Origin of the sequence: Pseudorhodobacter sp. W20_MBD10_FR17 (assembly GCF_052119765.1) — a bacterium.
In the GTDB taxonomy this organism is placed as follows: domain Bacteria; phylum Pseudomonadota; class Alphaproteobacteria; order Rhodobacterales; family Rhodobacteraceae; genus Pseudorhodobacter.
This window is the reverse complement of sequence record NZ_JBGQOQ010000014.1, coordinates 16,146-38,991: the sequence shown is the minus strand read 5'-3', so window position 1 is coordinate 38,991 and position 22,846 is coordinate 16,146. Positions and strand designations below refer to the sequence as shown.

Below are 22,846 nucleotides of genomic sequence, written 5' to 3'. Positions count from 1 at the left end.
GCACATCACCGCGTTTCTTGATGATCCATATATACATGCTGCAGTGCGGCATTTCAAGCATTATTCTGCACCGCAGCATTACTTTGTTGCAATGCAGCAGTGCAGAATCCGCATGGATTGCCCTTAGGTCACTGACTCTGTTGCAGTTTTAGAGTTTTCAGGCGGGATTGCCCCGACATAAGTACCGGGTGCAGGCGCAAGAACCGGGTTCTCGGGGCCGCCCAAATCGCGTGCATCGACCATTTTACCCGATTGCGCGGCCAGCCATTCGCCCCAGCGTGGCCACCAACTGACCTTGTGGAACTCGGCTCCGGCCAAAAACTCGTCGGGTGTCGTCATTGGCGAATCATTGGTGTAATGGCCGTATTTTTGCTTGGTCGGCGGGTTGACGATGCCCGCGATATGGCCCGACTGCGCCATGATGAAGGTTTTGTCCTTAGAGCCAAACTGCTTGATGCCGTTATAGCTGCTTTTCCACGCGGCGATGTGATCGGTTTCACAGGCAATCGCACAGATCGGCACTTTGATGTCCGACAGGCTGACCGGCTCGCCAAACACCGGAAATACCCCGCGCGCAAGTCCATCATCTTGGCACAAGCCACGCAGGTATTCGATCGACATCTTTGCTGGCAGGTTGGTCCCGTCCCCGTTCCAGAACAGCAGATCAAAGGCCGGTGGGGCCTCGCCCATCATGTAGCTTTTGATGGCGGGTTGGTAGATCAGGTCGTTTGAGCGCAGATACGAGAAGGTCCGCGACATAAAGGATTTGCTGAGAATGCCATCCACCGCGACCTGCCGTTCGATCCCGTCAACAAAATCATTATTCAAGAACACGCCCACCTCGCCCTGATCGGAAAAATCGGTCAACGTGGTAAAGAAGGTCGCGGATTTGACGGTTTTATCGCCCGCTTTGGCCAGATGGCCAAGGGTAAGCGATAGCGTGGTGCCTGCGATACAATAGCCAACAGCGTTGATCTGCTTGGTGCCGCAAATGCGGCGGGCCTCGGCCATGGCGCGTAAATAGCCGTCACGAATGTAATCATCCATGCCAACATCGGCATAGCTGGCATCGGGGTTGACCCAAGACACCACGAACAGCGTAAAGCCCTGATCGACGACCCATTTGATCAGGCTGTTTTGGGGCTTTAGATCGAGGATATAGAACTTGTTGATCCACGGCGGAAACATAACCAGCGGGGTTTCATGCACTTGGCCAGTGGTCGGGCTGTATTGGATCAGCTCCATCATCTTATTGCGATAGACAACGGCGCCGGGGGTGGTCGCGATGTTTTCGCCAATTTTGAACGCCTGCTTGTCGGCCAAGGTGACCATCAGGTCGCCATTATTGCTTTCAATATCACGCACAAGGTTTTCCAAACCTGCGACAAGGCTTTCGCCATCGGTCGCCACGGCCTTTTCCAAAGCATCGGGGTTGGTGCCAAGGAAATTGGTGGGCGAGAGCATATCGACGATCTGGCGGGTGAAATACTCGATCCGCTTTTTATCGGCGGGTTCCATATTGTCCAACCCCTGAACGGTATTGGAGATCATTTCCGAATTCAGCATGTATTGCTGTTTCAGATAGTTGAAAAACGGGTGCTCCTCCCACATCGGGTTGGAAAAACGACGGTCCTTGGGGGTTGGATCGGCCGGCGCCTTAATTTCACCTTTAAGAAGGACATGCTGTGCGTCAACGTAATGCTTAAGGGTTTTGCCCCAATAGCTGACCTGATTCTCGATTAACTTGGAGGGGTTTTGCATCATCTCGGCGACATAGGCCGTCGCGGCCTGCATATAAAGATCTTGGCTGGGACCAGAAAGCGCGGGGTCGGCCTCTTTGCGATGCGCGAGTGCTGCTGTCAGGCGTTTGGACAAATCTTCGACTTTTTGAAGATTTGCATTCAAACGGGCCAAACGTTCTTCGCCCTCATTCTGAGTTGTTGCCATATTAATATTTTCCCCCTATATTCGCTGCAATGCAGCATATCCGTCTCATTCCTAAATTGGGCCAGGCCCTTGGAATGTGACCCTTGCGCCGCAACCTGATGGCATTGGAGCTGACATGAAGTATATGATGACCTACGACCTTATGGAAAGTGCCCGTAACACAAATGAGTGGTTGGGTGCTACTGCGCGGGCAATGGCCTCCTACCCCGCCTTTGGCCTATCCATGAACCCAATGATCAAAATGACGGCCGCTTGGGGCGAAGTTACCGAGCGCACATTTGCCCGTATGGTCGACAAACCCGACTGGGGCATCCGGTCGATCCCCGGCCCCGAAGGCCAAGACCATCTGGTCGACATCAAAAAAGTGGTCGAACGGCCCTTTGGCGATTTGATCCATTTCTTTGTTCGTCGCCGTGAACCCATGAAACGCAAGGTTTTGTTGGTTGCACCGATGTCTGGCCACTATGCCACGTTGCTGCGGTCTACAGTGACCAGCCTACTGCCAGACTGTGACGTTTATATTACCGATTGGCACAATGCGCGCGATATTCCGGTATCTGCAGGCAAGTTTGATGTCGAAGATTACACGCTTTATTTGGTAGATTTCCTGCGTGAACTTGGGCCGGACACGCATGTGATTGCGGTATGTCAGCCTGTGCCATTAGCTTTGGCCGCAACCGCCTATCTGGCCGCCGAAGACCCTGCGGCACAACCGCGCAGCCTGACGTTGATCGGTGGGCCAGTCGATCCGGATGCCGCCGCGACCGAGGTTACCGATTTTGGCAGCCGCGTGACGATGGGCCAGCTGGAACAAAGCGCTATTCAGCGTGTCGGCTTTTTGCATTCCGGCGCGGGGCGGCTGGTTTATCCAGGCCTGTTGCAGTTGCAGAGCTTTATCTCGATGAATGCCGAGCGTCATGGCAAGGCCTTTAAAGAGCAGATCATGCGTGTGGCACGTGGCCAAGCATCGGACCATGATGCGCACAACCGATTCTATGACGAATATCTGGCCGTGATGGATATGACTGCCGAATTCTATCTTTCCACCGTTGAGCGGATTTTCAAGAATCGCGAGATTGCGCTGAATGAATTTACCGTTGCCGGTAAGAAAGTTGATATCGGCGCAATTACCCGCGTTGCGGTGAAAACGGTTGAAGGCGCGAATGACGATATCTCCGCGCCGGGCCAATGTATTGCTGCTTTGGCGCTGTGTACCGGCTTGCCAGATAGCAAAAAGGCCAGCCATGTTGAACCAGGCGCAGGCCATTTCGGGATTTTCGCGGGCAAAAGCTGGCGTTTGAACATTCGGCCTTTGGTGCTGGCGTTTATTGATGCCAACTCGGGTGATGATGCCCCTGCCAAAACGCCCGCTAAGGTAGAAACCCTGAAAGCCGTTGATACAAAGGCACAAGCTGCCTCGTAACGGTTTGACGAGATTTAATAATATTCAAGAAGGCCCTCGGCAGGTAATGTCGGAGGCCTTTTTATTTGCAAATTAGCGCAGAATCAGCGGGCCGTTGAAAAAGCCTTCCAGCGCATCACTCACCGCCTCGGGCTGTTCTAGCGGTGACAGATGGCCCGCGCCGTCGATCACTTGCACCCGCGCCGTTGGCATAAGTTCGGCCATAAAGCTTTGCCGACGCAAGGGCACAAGACAGTCTTGGGCACCGGCAAGGATAAGCACGGGAATTGTGGCGCGGCGCAGCGTTTTTTGCTGATCGCGGCGGCGTTGAAGGGCGCGGGACTGGTCCATAAAAACCTCTGCTCCCAAGGCAAAGGCCATGTCTTCGACCAGCGTCATGATCTCATCTCGGTTTGAGCTGGCCGCAAGAGCGGCTTTTGGCAGCTCTTGTTCCATTGCCTCGACAAGGCGGCCGGTGCTGGCCAACAGCATACGTTTTTCGCGCGCGGCGGCGGCTTCGGGGGTTTCGCCCAAAGGGTCGGCAGACAGAAGGGCCACTTTGGTCACACGTGCCATGTCGCGCCGCATCACATCAAGGGCCACATGCGCGCCCAAGCCCAGCCCTGCTATGGCGAAGTGGTGCGGGGCGTTTTGCAGCACGTTTGCCGAGATCTCCTCAATCGTGCTGACCGGGTGCGGCAAGACCACCATGACCGCACGGTTGCGTGACAAATCGACGGTTTGCTGCCCGAATAAACGTGCATCCGACATCAAGCCGGGGATCAATATAAGGGCTTCATTCATCTGCGTTTACAAACCCTTAGCCCATTCCAAAATCCGCGCGATCGTGGGCGCTGTTTGATTGGGGCTCATGATATCGCCTGCAATAACATGGTGATAGCGATCATCTTTATCGGTCAGATCGGGGTGATAGGTATCATGCGGCCCGCCCCAAGCATCGGCAATTTTAGCGGTGACGCGGGGCTGCACGACGCGGTCATCCATCGCATAGATGAACAGCGCAGGAACGCTGGCCTTGGCATAATCTTGGGCCAGCGCATATTTAACCAGCGCCTCCATCGGGATGGCGGCAACCGTGGGGTAGCGGGTGGTCCAGAATTTGGCGTGATCGGCATTTCGGATGTCAAAACTGCGCTCCGCACCCGCGACAATTGGCCCCCACTCGCGCACGAAGGGCAGATTCAGCAAAAAGCTTGCGGTTTTGTCGATACCGAAATTGGCTGAGACAAAAACGATACCAGCGAGGTTTTGGGACAGGTCGGGATCGGTGGCGGCGATTGCGGCAAGCGTGCCACCGGTGGAGGTTGAGATCACGATCACCCGATCTCCCAACCGCCGCCCGATGGCCAAAGCCTCGGCCATGTCATTGATCCAATCACCAGCGCGAGGTTCGGCCATCGCGGCCGAACTGCGGCCATGACCGGAAAGCCGCGTATAGAACAGATTCGCGCCAAGACTGGCGGCAACGCGATCAGGGACAGGTTTGATTTCATATTTGGTGGCAGAAAACCCGTGCAGATAGACGACAGACAGAGGGGTCTTTGCGCCCTTTTCACCGGCCCAGATGATCTGTTTTTCGGTGGTCGGGGTGATATCCGGAAATTTTGCCTCCTCGGACGCAAGATAGGCATCAAGGTCGGGGCCAAGGGTGGCCGGATCAAAGGTGATGGTTCTGTCTACCGGCTCTTTTGCCGCAACGATAAAAGCAAGGGCTGTAAGCGCCGCGAGAGCCAGCAAAATGCGGCCAAGGGCTTTGCCAAATCTACGCATCGGGACCGGCTTTAGGCAGGATGTCGGCAAGGGACGCGGCGATCAGCGCAAGACAATCGGGCGTAGAAAAGCGGTGATCGGCGCCTTTGACCAACGTAAGCCGCAAATCGGGGCTTTGCGCATGATCAAGCAGTCGCAGCGCCACGGCGGGCGGAACATCTGTGTCATCAGTGCCCTGCAACAGCCGCACAGGAAACGGCAAGTGCAAGGGGCTGCGCAAAACAAGCCGGTCGCGACCCTCTTCGATCAGGCGTTTGGTGATGATATAGGGCTCATCGGCATAGTCGGACGGCAGGGCGACTTGGCCCGCTGCAAGCTCGGCCTTTTGCGCCTCGGTAAAGCTGGCCCACATGCTGTCTTCGGTGAAATCGGGGGCGGCCGCGATGCCGATCAGGCCTGCGATCCGGCCGGGAATGGTGCGCGCAACAAGCAAGGAAATCCAGCCGCCCATGGACGAACCGACAAGGATTTGCGGGCCAGAGGTGAGTGTGGCGATTGCGGCCAACGCATCCTCATACCAATCCCCGATGGCGCCGTTAAGGAAATCGCCCGACGATTGGCCGTGGCCAGAGTAATCAAACCGCAGGAAGGCCCGGTTATTCGCCATCGCCCAATCTTGTAAATAGAGCGCCTTGGTGCCCTGCATATCCGATTTGAAGCCGCCCAAAAACACCACGCCCGGCCCCTGCCCGCTGGTCAAATGATAGGCGATTTCGCGGCCGGTGGTCGTCGTAAAATGCTTGCTTTGCATGCTGCCCCCTATGCTTGTCCCAGCTATAGACCAGCACCGCGACAGCGCCAAGACGCCCGCGCGCAATCAACAGGTTTCGTACGCGGTTGACTTTTTTCAATCGGGCAATCATATCGAGCGAACATAAACCCGCAACCGGGCGCATCGTGGGCGCCAAACCGAGGAGGTGGCCCAGATGGCCCAGATTTCCCTTACTTTTCCCGATGGCAATATTCGCAACTTTGACGCAGGCGTTACCCCTGCCGAAGTCGCGGCCAGCATTGCCGTAAGCCTTGCCAAAAAGGCGATCAGCGCCACAGTGGATGGCGCGCATTTCGATATGCAATGGCCGATTATGGCAGATGCCTCGATTGCCCTGAACACCATGGCCGATGATGTGCCCGCGCTGGAACTGATCCGCCACGACCTTGCGCACGTCATGGCGCGCGCGGTGCAAGAACTGTGGCCTGACGTAAAGGTCACGATTGGCCCCGTTATCAAAGACGGCTGGTATTACGATTTTGACCGTGTCGAACCTTTCACGCCCGAAGACCTTGGCGCGATTGAAGCAAAGATGAAGCAAATCATCAATTTGCGCGATCCGGTTCGCACCGAAGTATGGGACCGCGCCCGCGCGATTGCACATTATGAGGCCAAGGGTGAGCCCTATAAGGTCGAGCTGATCAACAGCATCCCCGGCAATGAAGACCTACGCATGTACTGGCATGGCGATTGGCAAGACCTCTGCCGTGGCCCGCATTTGCAGCACACAGGCCAACTGCCTGCTGATGGTTTCAAGCTGATGTCGGTGGCTGGCGCCTATTGGCGTGGCGACAGCAGCCGTGCGATGTTGCAGCGGATTTATGGCGTCGCATTCAAAAACCGCGACGACCTAAAGGCGCATCTGACCATGCTGGAAGAGGCCGCCAAGCGCGACCACCGCAAGCTGGGCCGTGAGATGAACCTGTTCCACATGCAAGAAGAGGCCCCCGGCCAGATCTTTTGGCACCCGAATGGCTGGACGATCTACACCCAGTTGCAAGATTACATGCGCCGCCGCCAACGCGCCGACGGCTATGTTGAGGTGAACACGCCGCAAGTGGTGAACCGCAAGCTGTGGGAAGCCTCGGGCCATTGGGAAAACTATCAAGAGCATATGTTTATCGTCGAGGTTGATGAGGACCACGCGCGCGAGAAAACCGTCAACGCACTGAAACCGATGAACTGCCCGTGCCACGTGCAGATCTTCAACGTTGGCCTAAAATCCTACCGCGATTTGCCGCTGCGGATGGCTGAATTCGGCTCTTGCAACCGCTATGAACCCAGCGGCGCGCTGCATGGTATCATGCGGGTGCGCGGCTTTACCCAAGATGACGCGCATATTTTCTGCACCGAGGCGCAGATCGAAGACGAATCCAAAAAGTTTATCCGCTTCCTCTCTGCGATCTATGCCGACCTTGGTTTTGCCAAATGGCGCATCAAACTGTCCACCCGCCCTGAAAAGCGGATCGGAACCGAGGAAAGCTGGGATTATGCCGAGGCAGCCTTGGCCAATGCAGTCACGGCCTCGGGGCTGGAGTATGAAATCTTTGAAGGCGAAGGCGCGTTTTACGGGCCAAAGCTGGAGTTCGTGCTGACGGATGCGATTGGCCGCGATTGGCAATGTGGCACCTTGCAAGTTGACCCGAACCTGCCCGAGCGGCTGGATGCCAGCTATGTCGGCCAAGACGGTGCCAAGCACCGGCCGATCATGCTGCACCGTGCCTGCCTTGGGTCGTTTGAACGCTTTATCGGCATTTTGATTGAAAACCACGAAGGCAAGCTGCCGTTCTGGATTGCGCCACGTCAGGTTGTTGTGGCGGCTATTGTGTCGGATGCCGATGATTACGCGATGGAAGTGGCCGCCGCGCTGAACGCTGTTGGCGTGCGGGCCGAGGTTGATCTGCGAAATGAAAAGATTAACTACAAGATTCGCGAACATTCCGTCGGCAAAGTGCCTGTGATTCTGGCCGTGGGTATGCGCGAGGTTGAGGAAAAAACGGTTTCCGTCCGCCGCTTGGGTGAAACAAAAACCGTCATTGAAAGCCTTGATGCGATCACCCAGATTTTGGCGGATGAGGCCACGCCGCCAGACCTAAAATAAGTAACCCACTGAAAAAAAAGAAAAGCGTCGGATTTTCCGGCGCTTTTTTAATGCCCCACGCCCTGCCTACAGGTCGATTTTATGTTACAGTTGGTCACACACGTGTAGGACACGCTGCTGTTATTGGTTTGTTATCGTTCACAGCGATATCAAACACCCATCGCAACAGAGCGATAACGAAACCGTTTGAGGGAGAATACTATGTCAATCAATTCAAAAACACTGGTTGTTGCAGGTGCTTTGGCTGCGGCTTTGGCGTCGGCGGCGGTTCCTGCTGCGGCACAAGATGCCAAAGAAAAGTGCTTCGGCGTGTCATTGGCTGGCAAGAACGATTGCGCCGCCGGCCCGGGCACGACCTGCGCAGGCACCTCCAAAGTTGACTATCAGGGCAACGCTTGGTCGCTGGTCCCAGCAGGCACCTGCACCACGATGGAGCTGCCCGAAGGCCGGATGGGTAGCCTTGAGGCGCTTGAGCGCGACATGGCAGGCTGATTGTCTGCGCCCCCTGCCCGTACTGGCGGGGGGCCTTTCACCGAAGGAACGCACATGTTTGACGCCCTCCAAAGCCACCTGCCCGCCCGCCCCGGCGTTGGCTATAAAGCACAGCATTTCAAGGATATTTTAGAAAATCCGGGCACTGTGGCATGGCTGGAAATCCATGCCGAAAACTATATGGGTGACGGTGGGCGCCCGCTGGCGCAACTACGCCATTTGTCCGAACGTTTTGCCTTTTCCGTCCATGGGGTCGGGCTTTCCATCGGTGGCCAAGGGCCGCTGGATGAGGACCATCTGACCCGGTTAAAGCATCTGTGCAATTGGCTGAAACCCGCCAGTTTTTCCGAACATCTGGCTTGGTCGAGCCATGACGATATGTTTTTGAATGACCTGCTGCCCCTACCCTATACGGCGGCCACGGTGGCGCGTGTTGCCGACCATATTGACCGCGTGCAAGAAGTGTTGGGCCGCCGGATGCTGCTGGAAAACCCATCGTCATATCTGGCCTTTCAAGGCACGGATCGCAGCGAAGTTGATTTTTTGCGCGACGTGGCTAAGCGCACCGGCTGCGGGCTGCTGCTGGATGTGAATAATGTTTATGTCTCGGCCACAAATTTGAACTTTGATGCTGTTGCTTATCTGGCTGATTTCCCAGTGGAATTAGTGGGGGAGGTGCATCTGGGCGGCCATTTTGTTGATGCCGATGATCACGGCGCACCGCTGTTGATTGACAGCCATGGCGCGCAAGTTGTGGACTCGGTTTGGCAACTTTACACTGGGCTGATTGGCCGTGCAGGCCCCCTGCCAACGCTGATTGAGTGGGACAATGACGTACCCGACTGGCCCGTTTTGGCAGCCGAGGCGGCGCGGGCTGCGCGTATTATGGAGCCCGCAGCATGAACGAGACTGCATTCACGCAAGCCTTGCTGAACCCCGACTTGGCGATACCCGCAGAATTGGTTGATGCCCGTGGACGCCCTGCGGGACGACGCTTCTCGGTGTATCGCAACAATGTTGCAGGCAGTCTGACCGAAGCCTTGGCACAAGGATTTCCAGTGCTGCGAAAGCTGCTGGGTGAGGCGTATTTCAAGGCATTGGCGGGCGTGTTCTTGCGCCAATTTCCACCCGCATCACGGTTGATAATGCTTTACGGCCAAGAGATGCCTGATTTTTTGGCACATTTTCCGCCATTGGCAAACCTGCCCTATTTGCCCTATTTGCCCGATGTCGCACGGTTGGAAATTGCCCTGCGTGAGGCCTATCACGCCGCTGACGCACCTGCCGTGGCGCCAGAAACTCTGGCGACGCTGCCGTCCGAACGGTTTTTGGCGGCGCGGCTGCACCTCGCGCCTGCTGTGCGGATGGTTACATCGGACTATCCAGTTTGGTCGATATGGCAGGCCAATACAAATGGCGGCGCGCCCCCGACCATGCGCCCCGAGGCGGCGCTGGTCTTGCGCCCAGAATATGATGCCGCTCCGCATCTTTTACCACCAAACGGAGCGTTGTTTATGGCGGCGCTACAAGCTGAGAAATCAGTTGAGCACGCGCTGGAGTTGGCAGGCGAAGGCTTTGATATCAGTACCATGCTTGGATTGCTGATCAATGGCGGCGCCATTACCGGAATATGTGAGGAACCCTAATGAACACAGCTTTTTCAATCTATAACCGCGCCACTAAAATGTTGGACGCGGCCAGTCTTTTGTTGCTTCCGCTGCTTGCGCGGCTGGTTTTTGCAGCCGTACTTTTGTTTTACTTTTGGGCATCGGCCACCACCAAACTTGGCCCTGGGCTGACGGGAGTTCTGATCCCCTCGGATGGGGCCTATATCCAGATTTTCCCGAAAACGACCGAGGCATTTGGCTATGATTTCAGCCGCTTCGGGGTGTTTCACTATCTGGTCGTTTTGGCCGGAACACTGGCCGAATTTTTGCTGCCGTTGTTGATCGTGATCGGGTTGTTTACGCGCTTGGCTGCACTTGGGATGATCGGTTTCATTGCAGTGCAAAGCGTGGTGGATATTTATGGGCACGGCGTGACTGGCGATAGTTTGGGAGCACTGTTTGATCGGGCCTCAGACGCGCTGATCTGGGATCAACGGCTGATGTGGGTGTTTTTGCTGGCCGTACTGGTTTTGAAAGGCGGCGGTTTGCTGTCTGTCGACGGGGTATTGCGGCGCGGGCTTGGACGGACTGCACAAGTATCTTGATTTTTTTCTACGATTCGGCATGATTTTAGCAGTGATAAAAAGTTTTCCGGCCTATGGCCCCCATGGGGTACATGAGGCCGGAAAAACTGCGATCACGCGGTCTCGCGGCATGTCGCCAGCGAGGGAATTGAAGAAGGAGAGACGGCATGCCCACCGGCACCGTAAAGTGGTTTAACAGCACCAAAGGCTATGGTTTCATTGCACCCGATAACGGCGGAAAGGACATTTTCGTCCATATTTCAGCGGTTGAACGCGCCGGATTGACCGGGCTGAGCGACAACCAAAAGATCGGCTATGAAATGCAATCCGGTCGGGATGGAAAAGAATCGGCCGGTGACTTGCGGCTTCTCTGACGATTTGACGGCATGCTCCGGCCCGCTTTGGGCGGGCCGATTGCGCTTACAAATATTTGCTTTGAACCGTTTCATCCCAGCCCAAGGTTAGGCCATGGTCGCCGCGAATAACCGGGCGTTTCATCAAGGTGGGTTGCTGTTTCAACTGCTCGTCCGGCTCGGATGCTTTTAGCCAATCAGAGGCGCCGCGCCATGTGGTGGATTTTTGGTTGATAATCGCGCCGCCGAATTCGGTGACGAATTCCAGAATTTCCGACTCGGACAGTGGGTCGGCGCGTATATCGCGGAATTGGGGGCTGTGGCCTGCCGCCTCAAGCGCTTTGAGAGCTTTTTTGCAGGTGTCACAGGTAGAGATTCCATAAAGGATCATCGCGGTTTTCCCAAATTGAATCGCGCGCGGATGGTTTTGCAGCGCGTTGTTTTCTATGCAGTTTGCGATTTTTGTTAAACAAGACTTAACACCCAATCGCACAGCCTGCAGTATAGGGGCAAATGCGGCGGGCAACAGCCCCTACGGTGCCCCGACCGAGCGCAGCGCCATTTCGGCGTAAAGACTTTGTACATCATCACGCGATAGCCTGCCGTCTTTGCGATACCAATTGGTAACACCTGTTAGCATCGCGATCAGGGCCAAAGTCGCCATTTTGGCATCGGACAGGGTAAAGGCGCCCGTGCTTGCCCCCTGCGCCAGAATGGCTTGCAGGTGGTCCTCATACTGATGGCGCAGCGTCTCAATAGAGGTGAAGTTTTCGGGCGTTAAGGCGCGCAACTCCATATAAGCGATGAAAACAGCCTCGGGGCGGTCAAGGTGATAGCCAATGTGAAACCGGGCGAATTGATCAAGCCGCGCCACGGGCGTGGGCTGCATGGGCAGTGCCGCAAGGGCCGCCAACAGGTTGGTCATGTGATCGTGCATCAGATCAAACAGCAAGGCCTGTTTGTCGGGCGTATAAATATAGAGCGCGCCCGCCTGCACCCCGACCTCGGCCGCGATTTGCCGCATTGAGACGGCAGCGAACCCGTGGCGGGCAAACAGGGCCAAAGCCGCACTGCGGACGCGCGGGCGGGTGGTATCTGCAGAGGAGCCTATTTTGCGTGCCATAGGATCTGTGTATCGGAATAGGTGTTCAATTCAAGGGTGGGTTCAAAGCGCCAGGATTGGGATAAACTCTTTGGAACCCTTCGCGTTCCGCCAAGATGGACCCCAAAGGCGGGAGTGCTTGCCGAAGAGTAAGCTGAACGGTAAGGTTAGCGCAAGTTTGCTTGTGTGAAAGATACCAATGCTGCGTGCCGTTCTTACATTTTCGCTTTTGGCCCTGTTGCAGGGCTGTGCTGGCTTTCCAGATGTGGATGTGGTGCATGCGGAGTTTGCCCAAAAATCGGGGGAAAGCGCCACACCTGAGCTGGTCCCCATTGAAGGTTTGATTGCGCAAGCGGTGCCGGGGCGGGCCACAGCGGGGGCGCGCGATGCGTTGGTTGCGCGCGCAGCGCGGTTGCGGGCGCGGGCAGCGGCAATGCGCGGCGGCGCTGTGCAAAGTGCGGCCACGCGGGCGCGGTTGGCCGCAGCGATAGCGGCCTATCCGACGAAATTTACCGGCGAAAATTGAATGTGGCTATGCGGAGCTGCGTGCCTTGCACAAGTTGCAAGCCCATGTTGCAAGCCTGCGCCTGACAGGCTAACACGTCACAAGATTTACCCCCCTGTTGATGGAGAATGATATGACAGCCCCTTTGCGTTTAGGTTTGGCCGGTCTTGGGACGGTGGGGATTGGCGTTGTTCAAATCGTGCAAAAGCATGCTGATCTGATTGCGGCGCGCACAGGGCGCGAGGTGGTGATTACCGCCGTATCTGCGCGGGATCGCACCAAGAATCGCGATGCCGACCTGTCGGGTTTTGCTTGGGAGGTCGACCCGGTGGCGCTAGCGCAGCGCAATGATATCGATGTATTTGTTGAGGTAATGGGCGGGCATGAAGGCCCTGCCCGCAATGCCACCGAGGCCGCAATTGCCGCTGGCAAGGATGTGGTGACAGCCAACAAGGCGTTGCTGGCGCATCACGGCCATGCGCTGGCGCTTTCGGCAGAGGCGGCGGGGCGGGTTATTCGCTTTGAAGCAGCCGTGGCGGGCGGCATTCCGGTCATCAAGGCGTTGACCGAAGGGCTTGCGGCCAACGGTATGCGCCGCGTGATGGGCGTAATGAACGGCACCTGCAACTATATTTTGACACGGATGGAGGATGCGGGCCTGCCCTATGAGCAGGTCTTTGAGGAAGCGCGGCAACTGGGCTATTTGGAGGCCGATCCGAATTTGGACGTCGGCGGCATTGACGCAGGGCATAAGCTGTCGCTGCTGGCGGCGATTGCCTTTGGCACGCAGGTTTCCTTTGATGCGGTGGAATTGGAGGGGATTGGTGCGATTTCGGTCGACGACATTCACCATGCCGGCGATATGGGCTACCGGATAAAGTTGTTGGGAGTGGCGCAGGTAACTGGCCGCGGCCTTGAGCAGCGGATGACCCCGTGTCTGGTGCCGATGAGCAGCCCCTTGGGGCAGCTTTCGGGTGGCACAAACATGGTGGTGCTAGAGGGCGATTCGGTTGGCCAAGTGGTGCTGCGCGGGGCGGGTGCCGGTATGGGGCCAACCGCTAGCGCCGTGATGGGCGATGTGATGGATATTGCACGCGGTGTGCGGGTGCCGACCTTTGGTGTGCCTGCTGCGCGGTTGGCAGTGCCTGTGTCAGCTGCGGTAACATCGCCATCGGCGTGGTATCTGCGAATGATGTTGGTGGATAAGCCGGGGGCGCTTGCCAAGGTTGCGACGGCTTTGGGCGATGCGGGCATCTCGATCGACCGGATGCGGCAATATGATCATGCGGATGCGCAAGCGCCGGTATTAATTGTGACGCATAAAGCCACGCGCGATGATGTGAATGACGCGTTGGCACGCCTGTCGAAAACAGGGGTTGTTTTGGATGAGCCGGTCGCCTTGCGGATTGAAGAGGTCTAAATGGATTGGCTCGCAGGCGTAGATATTTATTGCGAGCGGCTGGGGGCTGGATTTTGGGCTGAACCTGTGAACGCGCTCAGCAACCTGTCGTTCCTTGCGGCGGCCTTTTGGGCTGCGGTTGAAGCGCGCAGGCGCGGTGCAGATACGGTTATCTGGGGGCTGATCGCGATGGCCGCACTGATAGGTGTAGGGTCGTTTTTGTTCCATACCTTTGCGAATACGTGGTCAGAATACGCCGATACAATCCCGATCTGGAGCTTTGTCGCGGCGTTTGTGTTTGTCGCGATGCAGCGGATTGGCGGGGTGAAACCGGGGCGGATCGGGGCGATTGCGCTGATTGTGGCAGCCGTGGTGATAGTTGTGATGCTGGCCGGCGGCGAGGGCGAAGCGGGTCCGCCGGGTGTGCTGAACGGATCCGAGCAATATGCGCCCGCGTTGATTGCGCTGTTGGTGTTTTCCGTGCTCAGCAGGCGGCGGGGGCATCCGATGTGGCCGTGGATTTGGGCGGCGACGGGGGTGTTTTGCCTGTCATTGTTCTTTCGCACGATTGATATGGCAGTCTGCCCAAGCTTTGCGATTGGCAGCCATTTCGTTTGGCACTTGCTGAATGGGGTGATGGTGGGTTTGCTGTTGCAAATGCTGTTACGGGCGCAGAGGCCGCTTGCGCGCTAAGGTTTTCGCCAAAAACAATGGTTTCATGTAAAATGTCCGGCGCTAACATGCTTGTCCTGCCCCTAGGGGACGCGCTACGACAGCGATGAATTTTACCAAATGGGAAGAGGCCTTGCATGTCTGACGCTACCGAATTTCACGATCGTCTGTTGTCGCTGGGCTTGGCCCGCGTCTCTGAGGCTGCGGCTTTGGCCTCGGCCAAGCTGGTCGGGCGCGGCGATGAAAAGGCGGCCGATCAAGCGGCGGTCAATGCGATGCGCGACCAGCTGAACCTGCTGGATATTGCCGGCGTTGTGGTGATTGGCGAGGGCGAGCGCGACGAGGCCCCTATGCTGTTTATCGGTGAGGAAGTGGGCACCGGCAACGGCCCTGCCGTCGATATCGCGCTGGACCCGTTGGAAGGTACGACGCTGACCGCCAAGGACATGCCCAACGCGCTGACCGTGATTGCGATGGCACCGCGCGGCACGCTGCTGCACGCGCCGGATGTGTATATGGACAAGCTGGCGATCGGGCCGGGCTATGCCGTCGATACGGTGACGCTGGATATGACGCCTGCCGAGCGGGTCCATGCGCTGGCCAAGGCCAAAGGCTGCGCCACCGAAGACATCACGGTTTGCGTGCTAGAGCGCCCGCGCCATGAAGATATTATCGCCGAAATCCGCAGCACAGGCGCTGCCATTCGTCTGATCACCGATGGTGATGTGGCTGGGGTTATTCACTGCGCCGAGGCGGATGTAACCGGCATTGATATGTATATGGGCTCTGGCGGTGCACCCGAAGGTGTGCTCGCGGCATCGGCGTTGAAATGTATGGGCGGGCAGATTTATGGCCGCCTGCTGTTTCGTAACGATGACGAACGTGGCCGCGCGGCCAAAGCAGGCATCACTGATTTGAACCGGGTCTATACCCGTGATGAAATGGTAACCGCAGATGTGATTTTTGCCGCGACAGGCGTGACAAGCGGGTCGATTTTGGCGGGTATTAAGCGTGAGCCGGGTTGGGTGACCACCGAAACCCTGTTGATGCGGTCCAAGACCGGATCGGTGCGGCGGATGACCTATCGCAGCCCAGCGAAATAAGCTGAACCTTGGATTTGCTGTAGTCTTTGAAACCCGCGCCTGTTGTTGGCGCGGGTTTTTAGGTATTTAAGCCAAGATGAAATTTCAGGTTTGGGGGATGGCATGGCAGAGCGCGCGTTTTTGGGGGTTGAGGCCTCGGCCACAGGGCGGCGTTGGGTTGGGCCAGACGCGGACGAGCAGCGCCTTTCCGAAGCTATGGCGCAGGTTACGCATTTGCCGCAAGCGCTGTGTGTAACCTTGGTGCGGCGCGGGGTGACGCCGGACGCCGTAGAAAGCTATATGGCCCCTGCCCTGCGCGACTTGCTGCCGGACCCTTTGACCTTGAAGGATATGGACCGCGCGACAAAGCGGTTCTTGGCGGCGGTGAAGACGCGGCAGAGGATTGCGATATTTGCCGATTATGATGTGGATGGCGGGGCATCGGCCGCGTTGCTGATTGTGTGGTTGCGGGCGATGGGGCACAGCGCCACCCTATATATTCCTGACCGGATTGATGAAGGCTACGGGCCGAATGTACCCGCGATGGAGGCACTGGCGCGCGACCATGATTTGATTGTCTGCGTCGATTGCGGAACCTTGAGCTATGAACCGATTGCCGCCGCCAAGGGCACCGATGTTTTGGTGCTGGACCACCATTTGGGGGGCGAGGAACTGCCCGCAGCTTTGGCCGTGGTGAACCCGAACCGGCAGGATGAAAGCGGCGATCTGGCGCATCTCTGTGCGGCCTCGGTGGTGTTTTTGCTGTTGGTCGAGGCGAACCGGCAGTTGCGGGGCGAGGGCGTTAAGGGGCCCGACCTGATGGCAATGCTGGACCTTGTGGCGCTGGCCACGGTGGCTGATGTGGCACCGCTGATCGGGGTGAATCGCGCGCTCGTGCGGCAGGGGTTAAAGGTCATGGCGCGGCGCGAGCGGATTGGGCTGCGTGCGCTGGCCGATGTGGCGCGGATGGACCAAGCGCCCAACACCTATGCGCTGGGTTTTTTGTTAGGGCCGCGGGTAAATGCTGGCGGACGGATTGGCGCTGCCGATTTGGGCGCACGGTTGCTGGCCTGCGAGGACGCTGCGGAGGCGGCAGCGCTGGCCGAACGGCTGGACATGCTGAACACCGAGCGCCGTGATATTGAGGCGGCGGTGCGTGCCGCCGCACTGGCGCAGGCGGAAGAGCGTGGGCTGGACGGTCCGCTGGTTTGGGCTGCGGGTGCAGGCTGGCACCCGGGCGTGGTGGGCATTGTGGCAGCGCGGTTAAAAGAGGCGACAGGGCGGCCTGCGGTGGTGATCGGGGTAGAAGGCGGTGTTGGCAAAGGCTCGGGCCGCTCGGTAGCGGGGGTGGACCTTGGGGCCGCTATTCACCGCATTGCCGCCGAAGGGCTGCTGCTGCGCGGGGGGGGCCATAAGATGGCGGCAGGTCTGACCGTGAATGAGGCGCAGATACCCGCCGCAATGGAGCGCCTGGCCGAGTTGTTGGCACGACAAGGGGCCGGTTTGGGCGGGCCTGCGGATTTGCGACTGGAAGGGTTGTTGATGCCGTCGGGTGCTACACCTGCGTTTATCGAGCAAATTGAGGCGGCAGGGCCATTTGGGGCCGGCTCCCCTGCCCCGCGCTTTGCCTTTGCCGACCAGCAGGTTACAGGGCGACGTGTTGGCGATAGCCATCTGCGCATTAGTTTCGGGGACGGCATGGGCGCCAAGATTGACGGGATCGCTTTTGGTGCATTCGATGGGCCGTTGGGACCAATGCTGGAGAATCCCGGCGCGCAGCGGTTTCATTTGGCCGGGCGATTAGAGATCAATAGTTTTGGCGGGCGCAGCAAAGTGCAACTGCGTTTAGAGGATGCCGCAAGGGCATAAAGACAGCAAATCTGGGGGTGTAAAATTTTTTGAAAAAAGATGAATTTTACCCCTTGCGCCTCTGCGCTACTCTGTCTAAAAACCGCCTCACAGAAAGCGCGGTCCGTTCGTCTATCGGTTAGGACACCAGGTTTTCAACCTGGGAAGAGGGGTTCAACTCCCCTACGGACTGCCACTGTACCTCCTTAAAGCATTGATTACGTTAGATAATCTTCAGCTCTGAATATATCTACCCACAACCTACCCACAACAAAATGCCCTCTGAAACGGGGCCTTTGAACGCCGCGACAGGCTGAGATTAATCACACATTCGTGAACCCTTTGCTTGCCCTGCCCCTCGGTTGCGCGGCAAGCTGCGGCAAAGGGATGGTGTTTTACATGGCAACACGCGACGAACTCTATACAAAATTCGGCATAACCGCCGAAGCGGCACAGCTTTTCGAAACGGAACTTGGAACATTGTTGCTTTCGGTTAGCGCAATAGAAAACGGTTGGTATGTGACGCCCGATCCCGTGAACGCTCGAAAAGCACTTGACCAGATCGAAGCGCATACGCTTGGGCGGTTGCTTGGGATTCTTAAAGGCAAAGTTGCTTTCGATGAACATTTAGCGGAACGTTTTGCTTCGGCCTTGAAGGCGCGGAACCGACTAAACCACGGCTTCTATGAACGGCACAACTTCAAGATACAGACCGATGAAGGCCGCGACGTGATGATTGCCGACTTGGAAGAACTTCACGAAGAACTTTTTCAGGTTTGGCGTATAGCTTCGGGCTTGACGGCGGTTATGACGGAAGTTGTGGCGAAACTCCGAAATGATCCGCCGACGGAAGAGTAAAAATGTTTCACCACTTCGATGCACTGCATCATAGTGTTTCGACAAACTCTCGACATGTTCCCGCTTTGTGCTAATATTAATATGATTGATTCTATTTAACTAAAGGACCAAAAAAATGGCTTTATTCACCGTTACATACGATTTGATTAAAGATAAGGATTACGATGCACTAATTAGTGCCCTTGATGATCTAGACACAGTGAAAGTTCAGCTTTCGCAATGGTTACTTTCGGCGAATAACACCGCGACAGAAATTAAGGATCACTTGGCCCAACATGTTGACGACGACGACAAGCTAATGGTTATCGAGTTTTCGAAACGTCCACAGTTTACGAAAGCAATCAAAGGGACGAACGATTGGCTAAACAAGCACTTTTGATTTACGATAAACAAAGCCCCGGCGCTTCGCAGCAACCGGGGCTAGTCAATCCGATCTTCAACGGAAATCTATTGGACGAACGCTTCGGCAGGGATGCCCACAAGTAAGCGGTCGGCGTCGGGGTCAATGCCTCTTGCTACAGCCGCTTGGCGCAAGGTCTGCCCTTCGGCGACCCGAACCACATGACAGGCGGGGAAGCCCCGCAGCGGGTCGTGTATCGCGGCCCCTGCGACCCAAACGATATGCGCGGCACGTTCATCTAACTTGGCCTGCCCCTCAATCGCTGTGAAGGTCGCTGCGGGCACGTCATGGGCCATCAGCAAAGGCAAACAGCCCAAAGCAAGAGCCGCAGACAGGTCGGGCGCAGGGTCGTCTAGGGCGACCGTCACAAGCTGCCCGTAAGCGTCGTGAATAATGGTATCGCCCATAGGTGACTTTTCGTCCTGCGACGACGCGACAAGCCATGCGGACAATTCGGCAAGTTGGGTTTCGGCTAATGTGGGCATCTTTATTCCCCCGCCTCGGGCGCAACAAGGGGCGCATCCACATCTACCCGGCTATAAGACGCCCGGTCGGCAAGGGCCGAATTGAACATTGCATGCCCTAGTTTGTTTAAGCCGATTTCCATTCTTTCGGCTTGTTTTCCAACTTCAAGCGCATGGGTCATATGGGCAATGTCGTCGGGTGCAAATGCTTCCAGCGCGTTTGTCACAAGGTGCATGCGACGATCATCGCCGACGCCCGAAAGAAAGCCCGGCGCGGCGTTAATAGCGCGGGCGGTGTCAAGGTCGCTGCGGCAAAGTTCACCCAAACGCATAGGCCAATCGGGGTCGCCCTTAGCGGCTTGTTCGCGGCAATATTGGCGAACCTCTGAATATACGGCACTTTTGGAAGCGTCGGGTTCCAGCACCGCAAAAGCGCGGTTCTTTGCGGCTTCGGCTTCGCGGTCGCCATAGCTGCGAATTGTTTTGATTGATTGCGCTACTTCCTTTGTCACATTCTTGAAGAGCGTTTTTGCCGCTTCGTTTTTAGCGTCGTTGGTTTTCGAAGTATCGGTTGCCAAACGTTCAAGGCGTGAGATTGCTTCTTGCACCGCATACTTTGCACGGGTCGCGGCGGTTCCCAGCACGGCGTCAATGTCTTCGACGTTCATCGCAAAAAAATTGACACGAAACCCAACATCAAGACGGGCCATATCCAGAAACTTCACATGATCGGGGTTGTTGTTCAAATAGCGGTTCATTGGCTTAGTTCCTTTTAATTTTAATTTCGGTGCCGTCGGCAAGATGAATGAAGTTCGGTTGCTTGCGACCGGGTTTTAGAGGCGCAGGGCTGTTGCCCACACTATCGCGGGTGAATGCGGCCTGCGGGTCGTCGGACATATCGCCAAACAGTCGAAGCAACTCATTTCGAAGTTCGGCTTGCTGATTACGGGCATATTGCGCGAAGGGTTGCCCGGTCGGCGTTTCGGGCCGTCGCAGGTAAAGAACGCCTTCAATTTCTTCGACGTATGTTTCGGGCAATCCGCCGATAACGCCCTTTGGTTTGTTGACTGCGGCTTTGTGCCGGGCTTCCAAACGTGCGACACGGGCCGCAATGCTACGGGTCATTCGCTCAACCCCTCTAGCTTCTCCAAGCGCCCTTCAAATTCGCCGCTTTCGATCATGCGGGATATGATAGCCAAAGCGTTTACAAGGCGGCTCATATCCTCAATTTTGATTTCGCCTTCCAACGCGCGGCGATACTGTCGGGCTGCTTCGCGACGGGTAAGCGTTTGCCTCAATCGCGGCCTGCCCTGTCTGACCCGACTGTGCCTGTTCTTCGCCCCATAGCGTGTATGCAGTCAACGGGCCGAACACCGCTTCAACTTCGGTAAGTTCGCAGCATATTTCTTTCGCAAGTTCGGCTTTGAAATGTTGGAATTTTTGCCAATCCATCACGCAACCCCTGCCCGCAGCGGAACGACCTTCGACGTTTCGCTTTCTTCACCCCGACAGAAAGCGGCATATGCATTCATCATGGCCCGGCGTTCTTCAACAAGATCGTCGCGGCGGTAGCGGCGTTCGACTTCGTTGCCCACATTATGCGCCAAGGCCAATTCACTTTGAATATTGTCGAACCCGCGTTTTGCCGCCCAATCCTTGAAGGTGGAACGCAATCCATGCGGAACAGCGGGGCGCGGCTGCGGTTCTTCGTCGGGGTTTTCTGGTATCGACAGGCGAATGTCTATCCAACCCTTTGCGTCTGTCTTGACCTTGGCTTCATGCATCCGTTTCATAACAGCCGACATTGTGGCGTCGGACATTTCACCGCCTCTTGGGGCCGGAAAAATCAGCGCCTTGGGGTTCGTGTGGTCGGCTTCGAAATTCGGAAGCGACTTCAACAATACAACGGCGGCGTCAGACAGGGCAACGTTCGCCGACGCTTTGGACGAATACATGAAGACCAACTACATCAACGGCCTTTCGAGTGAAAAGCACCGCAAGCAATGGCGGGCAAGCCTTGACCTTCACATTGTCCCGAAGTTGGGGGCGAAGAATGTGGGTACCATCACCATTGACGACGTGAAGGAAGTTTTGAAGCCGATATGGGCCACCAAAACAGACACCGCCCGAAGGGTAAGGCAACGCTGTGAAAGCATTTTTGCTTGGGCGATAGATGAAGGTTGCCGCCAAACCGACAATCCGGCATCGGTCGCGGCGCTGCAAATATGGATTAAAAACCAAAAAAAGGCCGAAGCGCAAAACCAACCCGCAATCCAACAGGACGATTTGCCCACATGGTTTGCAGCCCTTGGCAAGCGGGAAGGCATGGCAGCACGGGCGTTAGAATTTGTCACTTATTGCGCCAGCCGTAGCGGTGAAGTTCGGGGGGCAACATGGGGCGAAATCGACTTTCGGTCGAAGGTTTTCACAATCCCCGCAGCGCGTATGAAGGTCAAAAAGAACGGCGAACACCGCGTTACGACCTTCGGCACGTCGGGCACGGCGTTTAACGCGCGACGTTCTTCTACTGGGTCACGGCCTTCCCGAACAACTACGCGAAGCCGTTCAACTTCATAGCGGGCGTCTTTCAACGACACGTCTTCGACAGAACCAAGGCCCATGCCCCGCGCCTTACCTTGGGCAGTGTAGCGGAAGACCCACGACTTCGTTCCCCAAACCGATACTTGCAGATACAGCCCCTTGCCGTCGCGATAGTGCCCCGGTTCGGTCAGGGTTTTGCCGTCCAAATAGAAGACCGCTTCGCCCTTGGTCTTCATCATCGTCAAAAGTTCGGAACCCCGTCCCATGTGTTATCCTACTGATTTCCTACTACAGAAATTTGCCAGATACAGGCGGGCATATCAAGACAGCGAAGGACGCAACAATCCAACAGGCTATTGGAAACAATGAACTTTTTAGACATATCTGGACGCAGGTAAACATACCAATGGAAGCCCTACGGACTGCCACTGTAAACTTCCAAACAGATAAATTAGAACAATATTCTGATATGTTTTAAAAACAACGCGCCGCTTTTCCTACCATCGCAATTGCAGAAACCCTCTTTGGGAGAAGTGATGCTCGCAACGTCTTATCCCTCCCCATCGCAGTCTCAAACAACAAACTAACAGCCTACTGGCAGCTCCAACTCTTGAGCCTGCGGTATTGTTCAGCCATCGCCTGCAACTCTGTGATGAGCGACGCGCCCATGCCTCCGCCTGTTTCAAGATCGCCATGATCTGCGCGTCGCCAAATCGTCCGGTCCACATCGCAAATCACCGCAGATACCTTGCCGAGACGTTTCAACCTTTGAACGTCCCTAATTTTAGGGGGGAGTACCCAGCGAGCCTAGGGGCATCTTGGCTAACAATGGCGTCAATTACGCGTGGCATGCGTTTCAGGAACCGCAGAATCTGGCCCCAAACATGAGCCGACGTGAAAACGGTTTTCCTCCTACAGGCCACATT

At 56.4% G+C, this 22,846-nt stretch carries 26 protein-coding genes, 1 tRNA gene and 1 pseudogene; 16 read left to right on the top strand and 12 right to left on the bottom strand.

Annotation, left to right across the window (positions count from 1 at the left end):
* Positions 1 to 123: 123 nt before the first annotated feature.
* Positions 124 to 1,947: a class I poly(R)-hydroxyalkanoic acid synthase gene (gene phaC, locus ACEN2J_RS11250; RefSeq protein ID WP_442105881.1), complete on the bottom strand. Its 1,824-nt coding sequence runs from the start codon at positions 1,945 to 1,947 to the stop codon at positions 124 to 126.
* Between the two features lie 115 nt (positions 1,948 to 2,062).
* Between phaC and phaZ the strand changes: the two genes are divergently transcribed.
* Positions 2,063 to 3,370, top strand: coding sequence for a polyhydroxyalkanoate depolymerase (gene phaZ / locus ACEN2J_RS11245; RefSeq protein ID WP_442105880.1), 1,308 nt, complete (start codon positions 2,063 to 2,065; stop codon positions 3,368 to 3,370).
* 72 nt (positions 3,371 to 3,442) lie between these two features.
* On the opposite strand, the gene ACEN2J_RS11240 is transcribed toward phaZ, so the two are convergent.
* Genes ACEN2J_RS11240 through ACEN2J_RS11230 form a run of 3 tightly spaced genes read right to left on the bottom strand, consistent with a single transcriptional unit; the run spans position 3,443 to position 5,891 of the window.
* Positions 3,443 to 4,153: an alpha/beta fold hydrolase gene (locus ACEN2J_RS11240; RefSeq protein ID WP_442105879.1), complete on the bottom strand. Its 711-nt coding sequence runs from the start codon at positions 4,151 to 4,153 to the stop codon at positions 3,443 to 3,445.
* Positions 4,154 to 4,159: 6 nt separating this feature from the next.
* Positions 4,160 to 5,140 (bottom strand): alpha/beta hydrolase, encoded by a 981-nt coding sequence (locus ACEN2J_RS11235; RefSeq protein ID WP_442105877.1) that lies wholly within the window; start codon positions 5,138 to 5,140, stop codon positions 4,160 to 4,162.
* Positions 5,133 to 5,891, bottom strand: a complete 759-nt coding sequence (locus ACEN2J_RS11230) for an alpha/beta hydrolase (protein WP_442105875.1) — start codon at positions 5,889 to 5,891, stop codon at positions 5,133 to 5,135. The genes ACEN2J_RS11235 and ACEN2J_RS11230 overlap by 8 nt, the downstream gene beginning before the upstream one ends.
* 175 nt (positions 5,892 to 6,066) lie before the next feature.
* Here ACEN2J_RS11230 and thrS point away from each other — a divergent pair, with 175 nt between their 5' ends.
* The 6 genes from thrS (at position 6,067) to ACEN2J_RS11200 (ending at position 11,070) form a co-directional block, all read left to right on the top strand.
* Positions 6,067 to 8,013 (top strand): threonine--tRNA ligase, encoded by a 1,947-nt coding sequence (thrS, locus tag ACEN2J_RS11225; RefSeq protein WP_442105873.1) that lies wholly within the window; start codon positions 6,067 to 6,069, stop codon positions 8,011 to 8,013.
* Positions 8,014 to 8,214: 201 nt separating this feature from the next.
* Entirely contained in the window at positions 8,215 to 8,505 is a 291-nt protein-coding gene (locus tag ACEN2J_RS11220; RefSeq protein ID WP_442105871.1) for a BufA1 family periplasmic bufferin-type metallophore, read from the top strand.
* A 54-nt stretch (positions 8,506 to 8,559) separates the two neighbouring features.
* Positions 8,560 to 9,408, top strand: coding sequence for an MNIO family bufferin maturase (bufB, locus tag ACEN2J_RS11215; protein WP_442105869.1), 849 nt, complete (start codon positions 8,560 to 8,562; stop codon positions 9,406 to 9,408).
* Positions 9,405 to 10,151, top strand: coding sequence for an HvfC/BufC N-terminal domain-containing protein (locus ACEN2J_RS11210; RefSeq protein ID WP_442105867.1), 747 nt, complete (start codon positions 9,405 to 9,407; stop codon positions 10,149 to 10,151). Before bufB ends, ACEN2J_RS11210 begins: the two co-directional genes overlap by 4 nt.
* The gene (locus ACEN2J_RS11205; RefSeq protein WP_442105865.1) at positions 10,151 to 10,717 is read left to right on the top strand and encodes a DoxX family protein; all 567 of its coding nucleotides are present in this window, start codon (positions 10,151 to 10,153) and stop codon (positions 10,715 to 10,717) included. Before ACEN2J_RS11210 ends, ACEN2J_RS11205 begins: the two co-directional genes overlap by 1 nt.
* Before the next feature lie 146 nt (positions 10,718 to 10,863).
* On the top strand, positions 10,864 to 11,070 hold the full coding sequence (locus tag ACEN2J_RS11200; RefSeq protein ID WP_050523402.1) for a cold-shock protein: 207 nt from the start codon (positions 10,864 to 10,866) through the stop codon (positions 11,068 to 11,070).
* A 46-nt stretch (positions 11,071 to 11,116) separates the two neighbouring features.
* Here the strand turns inward: ACEN2J_RS11200 and ACEN2J_RS11195 are convergent, their stop codons facing one another.
* Both ACEN2J_RS11195 and ACEN2J_RS11190 read right to left on the bottom strand, forming a co-directional pair.
* Positions 11,117 to 11,440 carry an arsenate reductase family protein gene (locus tag ACEN2J_RS11195; protein ID WP_442105863.1) on the bottom strand — a complete coding sequence of 108 codons (324 nt, stop codon included), beginning with the start codon at positions 11,438 to 11,440 and terminating at the stop codon, positions 11,117 to 11,119.
* Between the two features lie 141 nt (positions 11,441 to 11,581).
* Entirely contained in the window at positions 11,582 to 12,172 is a 591-nt protein-coding gene (locus ACEN2J_RS11190; protein WP_442105861.1) for a TetR/AcrR family transcriptional regulator, read from the bottom strand.
* Positions 12,173 to 12,350: 178 nt separating this feature from the next.
* Here ACEN2J_RS11190 and ACEN2J_RS11185 point away from each other — a divergent pair, with 178 nt between their 5' ends.
* The 8 genes from ACEN2J_RS11185 to ACEN2J_RS11150 all read left to right on the top strand — a co-directional run bounded on the left by ACEN2J_RS11185 (position 12,351) and on the right by ACEN2J_RS11150 (position 18,894).
* Complete coding sequence (locus ACEN2J_RS11185) at positions 12,351 to 12,677, top strand: hypothetical protein (RefSeq protein ID WP_442105859.1); 327 nt, start codon at positions 12,351 to 12,353, stop codon at positions 12,675 to 12,677.
* 112 nt (positions 12,678 to 12,789) lie between these two features.
* Positions 12,790 to 14,076, top strand: coding sequence for a homoserine dehydrogenase (locus ACEN2J_RS11180; RefSeq protein WP_442105857.1), 1,287 nt, complete (start codon positions 12,790 to 12,792; stop codon positions 14,074 to 14,076).
* Entirely contained in the window at positions 14,077 to 14,748 is a 672-nt protein-coding gene (locus ACEN2J_RS11175) for a ceramidase domain-containing protein (protein WP_442105855.1), read from the top strand.
* Between the two features lie 116 nt (positions 14,749 to 14,864).
* Positions 14,865 to 15,830, top strand: coding sequence for a class II fructose-bisphosphatase (glpX, locus tag ACEN2J_RS11170; protein WP_442105853.1), 966 nt, complete (start codon positions 14,865 to 14,867; stop codon positions 15,828 to 15,830).
* 102 nt (positions 15,831 to 15,932) lie between these two features.
* Positions 15,933 to 17,678, top strand: coding sequence for a single-stranded-DNA-specific exonuclease RecJ (gene recJ, locus ACEN2J_RS11165; RefSeq protein WP_442105851.1), 1,746 nt, complete (start codon positions 15,933 to 15,935; stop codon positions 17,676 to 17,678).
* A 100-nt stretch (positions 17,679 to 17,778) separates the two neighbouring features.
* Positions 17,779 to 17,853: transfer RNA gene (locus tag ACEN2J_RS11160), tRNA-Glu, on the top strand.
* A 203-nt stretch (positions 17,854 to 18,056) separates the two neighbouring features.
* Entirely contained in the window at positions 18,057 to 18,515 is a 459-nt protein-coding gene (locus ACEN2J_RS11155) for a hypothetical protein (protein WP_442105849.1), read from the top strand.
* 115 nt (positions 18,516 to 18,630) lie between these two features.
* Positions 18,631 to 18,894: a hypothetical protein gene (locus tag ACEN2J_RS11150; RefSeq protein ID WP_442105847.1), complete on the top strand. Its 264-nt coding sequence runs from the start codon at positions 18,631 to 18,633 to the stop codon at positions 18,892 to 18,894.
* Positions 18,895 to 18,962: 68 nt separating this feature from the next.
* Here the strand turns inward: ACEN2J_RS11150 and ACEN2J_RS11145 are convergent, their stop codons facing one another.
* The 5 genes from ACEN2J_RS11145 to ACEN2J_RS11125 all read right to left on the bottom strand — a co-directional run bounded on the left by ACEN2J_RS11145 (position 18,963) and on the right by ACEN2J_RS11125 (position 21,199).
* Positions 18,963 to 19,400 (bottom strand): hypothetical protein, encoded by a 438-nt coding sequence (locus tag ACEN2J_RS11145; RefSeq protein ID WP_442105846.1) that lies wholly within the window; start codon positions 19,398 to 19,400, stop codon positions 18,963 to 18,965.
* A 2-nt stretch (positions 19,401 to 19,402) separates the two neighbouring features.
* Entirely contained in the window at positions 19,403 to 20,137 is a 735-nt protein-coding gene (locus ACEN2J_RS11140) for a hypothetical protein (RefSeq protein WP_442105844.1), read from the bottom strand.
* 4 nt (positions 20,138 to 20,141) lie between these two features.
* The gene (locus ACEN2J_RS11135; RefSeq protein ID WP_442105843.1) at positions 20,142 to 20,504 is read right to left on the bottom strand and encodes a hypothetical protein; all 363 of its coding nucleotides are present in this window, start codon (positions 20,502 to 20,504) and stop codon (positions 20,142 to 20,144) included.
* 99 nt (positions 20,505 to 20,603) lie between these two features.
* Positions 20,604 to 20,831 (bottom strand): hypothetical protein, encoded by a 228-nt coding sequence (locus tag ACEN2J_RS11130; protein WP_442105842.1) that lies wholly within the window; start codon positions 20,829 to 20,831, stop codon positions 20,604 to 20,606.
* A complete protein-coding gene (locus ACEN2J_RS11125) occupies positions 20,831 to 21,199 on the bottom strand; it encodes a hypothetical protein (RefSeq protein WP_442105974.1) in 369 nt (122 codons plus the stop codon). The genes ACEN2J_RS11130 and ACEN2J_RS11125 overlap by 1 nt, the downstream gene beginning before the upstream one ends.
* Here ACEN2J_RS11125 and ACEN2J_RS11120 point away from each other — a divergent pair.
* Positions 21,117 to 21,530 (top strand): annotated as a pseudogene (locus ACEN2J_RS11120) (phage integrase central domain-containing protein); the annotation flags it as partial. The gene ACEN2J_RS11125 and the pseudogene ACEN2J_RS11120 overlap by 83 nt on opposite strands.
* Before the next feature lie 203 nt (positions 21,531 to 21,733).
* Here the strand turns inward: ACEN2J_RS11120 and ACEN2J_RS11115 are convergent.
* Positions 21,734 to 22,186 carry an Arm DNA-binding domain-containing protein gene (locus ACEN2J_RS11115; RefSeq protein WP_442105840.1) on the bottom strand — a complete coding sequence of 151 codons (453 nt, stop codon included), beginning with the start codon at positions 22,184 to 22,186 and terminating at the stop codon, positions 21,734 to 21,736.
* Between the last annotated feature and the right edge of the window lie 660 nt (positions 22,187 to 22,846).

Coding starts and splice junctions, on each gene's coding strand:
- phaC (WP_442105881.1), bottom strand. CDS start 1,947: ATGGCAACAACTCAGAATGAGGGCGAAGAACGTTTGGCCCGTTTGAAT.
- phaZ (WP_442105880.1), top strand. CDS start 2,063: ATGAAGTATATGATGACCTACGACCTTATGGAAAGTGCCCGTAACACA.
- ACEN2J_RS11240 (WP_442105879.1), bottom strand. CDS start 4,153: ATGAATGAAGCCCTTATATTGATCCCCGGCTTGATGTCGGATGCACGT.
- ACEN2J_RS11235 (WP_442105877.1), bottom strand. CDS start 5,140: ATGCGTAGATTTGGCAAAGCCCTTGGCCGCATTTTGCTGGCTCTCGCG.
- ACEN2J_RS11230 (WP_442105875.1), bottom strand. CDS start 5,891: ATGCAAAGCAAGCATTTTACGACGACCACCGGCCGCGAAATCGCCTAT.
- thrS (WP_442105873.1), top strand. CDS start 6,067: ATGGCCCAGATTTCCCTTACTTTTCCCGATGGCAATATTCGCAACTTT.
- ACEN2J_RS11220 (WP_442105871.1), top strand. CDS start 8,215: ATGTCAATCAATTCAAAAACACTGGTTGTTGCAGGTGCTTTGGCTGCG.
- bufB (WP_442105869.1), top strand. CDS start 8,560: ATGTTTGACGCCCTCCAAAGCCACCTGCCCGCCCGCCCCGGCGTTGGC.
- ACEN2J_RS11210 (WP_442105867.1), top strand. CDS start 9,405: ATGAACGAGACTGCATTCACGCAAGCCTTGCTGAACCCCGACTTGGCG.
- ACEN2J_RS11205 (WP_442105865.1), top strand. CDS start 10,151: ATGAACACAGCTTTTTCAATCTATAACCGCGCCACTAAAATGTTGGAC.
- ACEN2J_RS11200 (WP_050523402.1), top strand. CDS start 10,864: ATGCCCACCGGCACCGTAAAGTGGTTTAACAGCACCAAAGGCTATGGT.
- ACEN2J_RS11195 (WP_442105863.1), bottom strand. CDS start 11,440: ATGATCCTTTATGGAATCTCTACCTGTGACACCTGCAAAAAAGCTCTC.
- ACEN2J_RS11190 (WP_442105861.1), bottom strand. CDS start 12,172: ATGGCACGCAAAATAGGCTCCTCTGCAGATACCACCCGCCCGCGCGTC.
- ACEN2J_RS11185 (WP_442105859.1), top strand. CDS start 12,351: ATGCTGCGTGCCGTTCTTACATTTTCGCTTTTGGCCCTGTTGCAGGGC.
- ACEN2J_RS11180 (WP_442105857.1), top strand. CDS start 12,790: ATGACAGCCCCTTTGCGTTTAGGTTTGGCCGGTCTTGGGACGGTGGGG.
- ACEN2J_RS11175 (WP_442105855.1), top strand. CDS start 14,077: ATGGATTGGCTCGCAGGCGTAGATATTTATTGCGAGCGGCTGGGGGCT.
- glpX (WP_442105853.1), top strand. CDS start 14,865: ATGTCTGACGCTACCGAATTTCACGATCGTCTGTTGTCGCTGGGCTTG.
- recJ (WP_442105851.1), top strand. CDS start 15,933: ATGGCAGAGCGCGCGTTTTTGGGGGTTGAGGCCTCGGCCACAGGGCGG.
- ACEN2J_RS11155 (WP_442105849.1), top strand. CDS start 18,057: ATGGCAACACGCGACGAACTCTATACAAAATTCGGCATAACCGCCGAA.
- ACEN2J_RS11150 (WP_442105847.1), top strand. CDS start 18,631: ATGGCTTTATTCACCGTTACATACGATTTGATTAAAGATAAGGATTAC.
- ACEN2J_RS11145 (WP_442105846.1), bottom strand. CDS start 19,400: ATGCCCACATTAGCCGAAACCCAACTTGCCGAATTGTCCGCATGGCTT.
- ACEN2J_RS11140 (WP_442105844.1), bottom strand. CDS start 20,137: ATGAACCGCTATTTGAACAACAACCCCGATCATGTGAAGTTTCTGGAT.
- ACEN2J_RS11135 (WP_442105843.1), bottom strand. CDS start 20,504: ATGACCCGTAGCATTGCGGCCCGTGTCGCACGTTTGGAAGCCCGGCAC.
- ACEN2J_RS11130 (WP_442105842.1), bottom strand. CDS start 20,831: ATGGATTGGCAAAAATTCCAACATTTCAAAGCCGAACTTGCGAAAGAA.
- ACEN2J_RS11125 (WP_442105974.1), bottom strand. CDS start 21,199: ATGTCCGACGCCACAATGTCGGCTGTTATGAAACGGATGCATGAAGCC.
- ACEN2J_RS11115 (WP_442105840.1), bottom strand. CDS start 22,186: ATGGGACGGGGTTCCGAACTTTTGACGATGATGAAGACCAAGGGCGAA.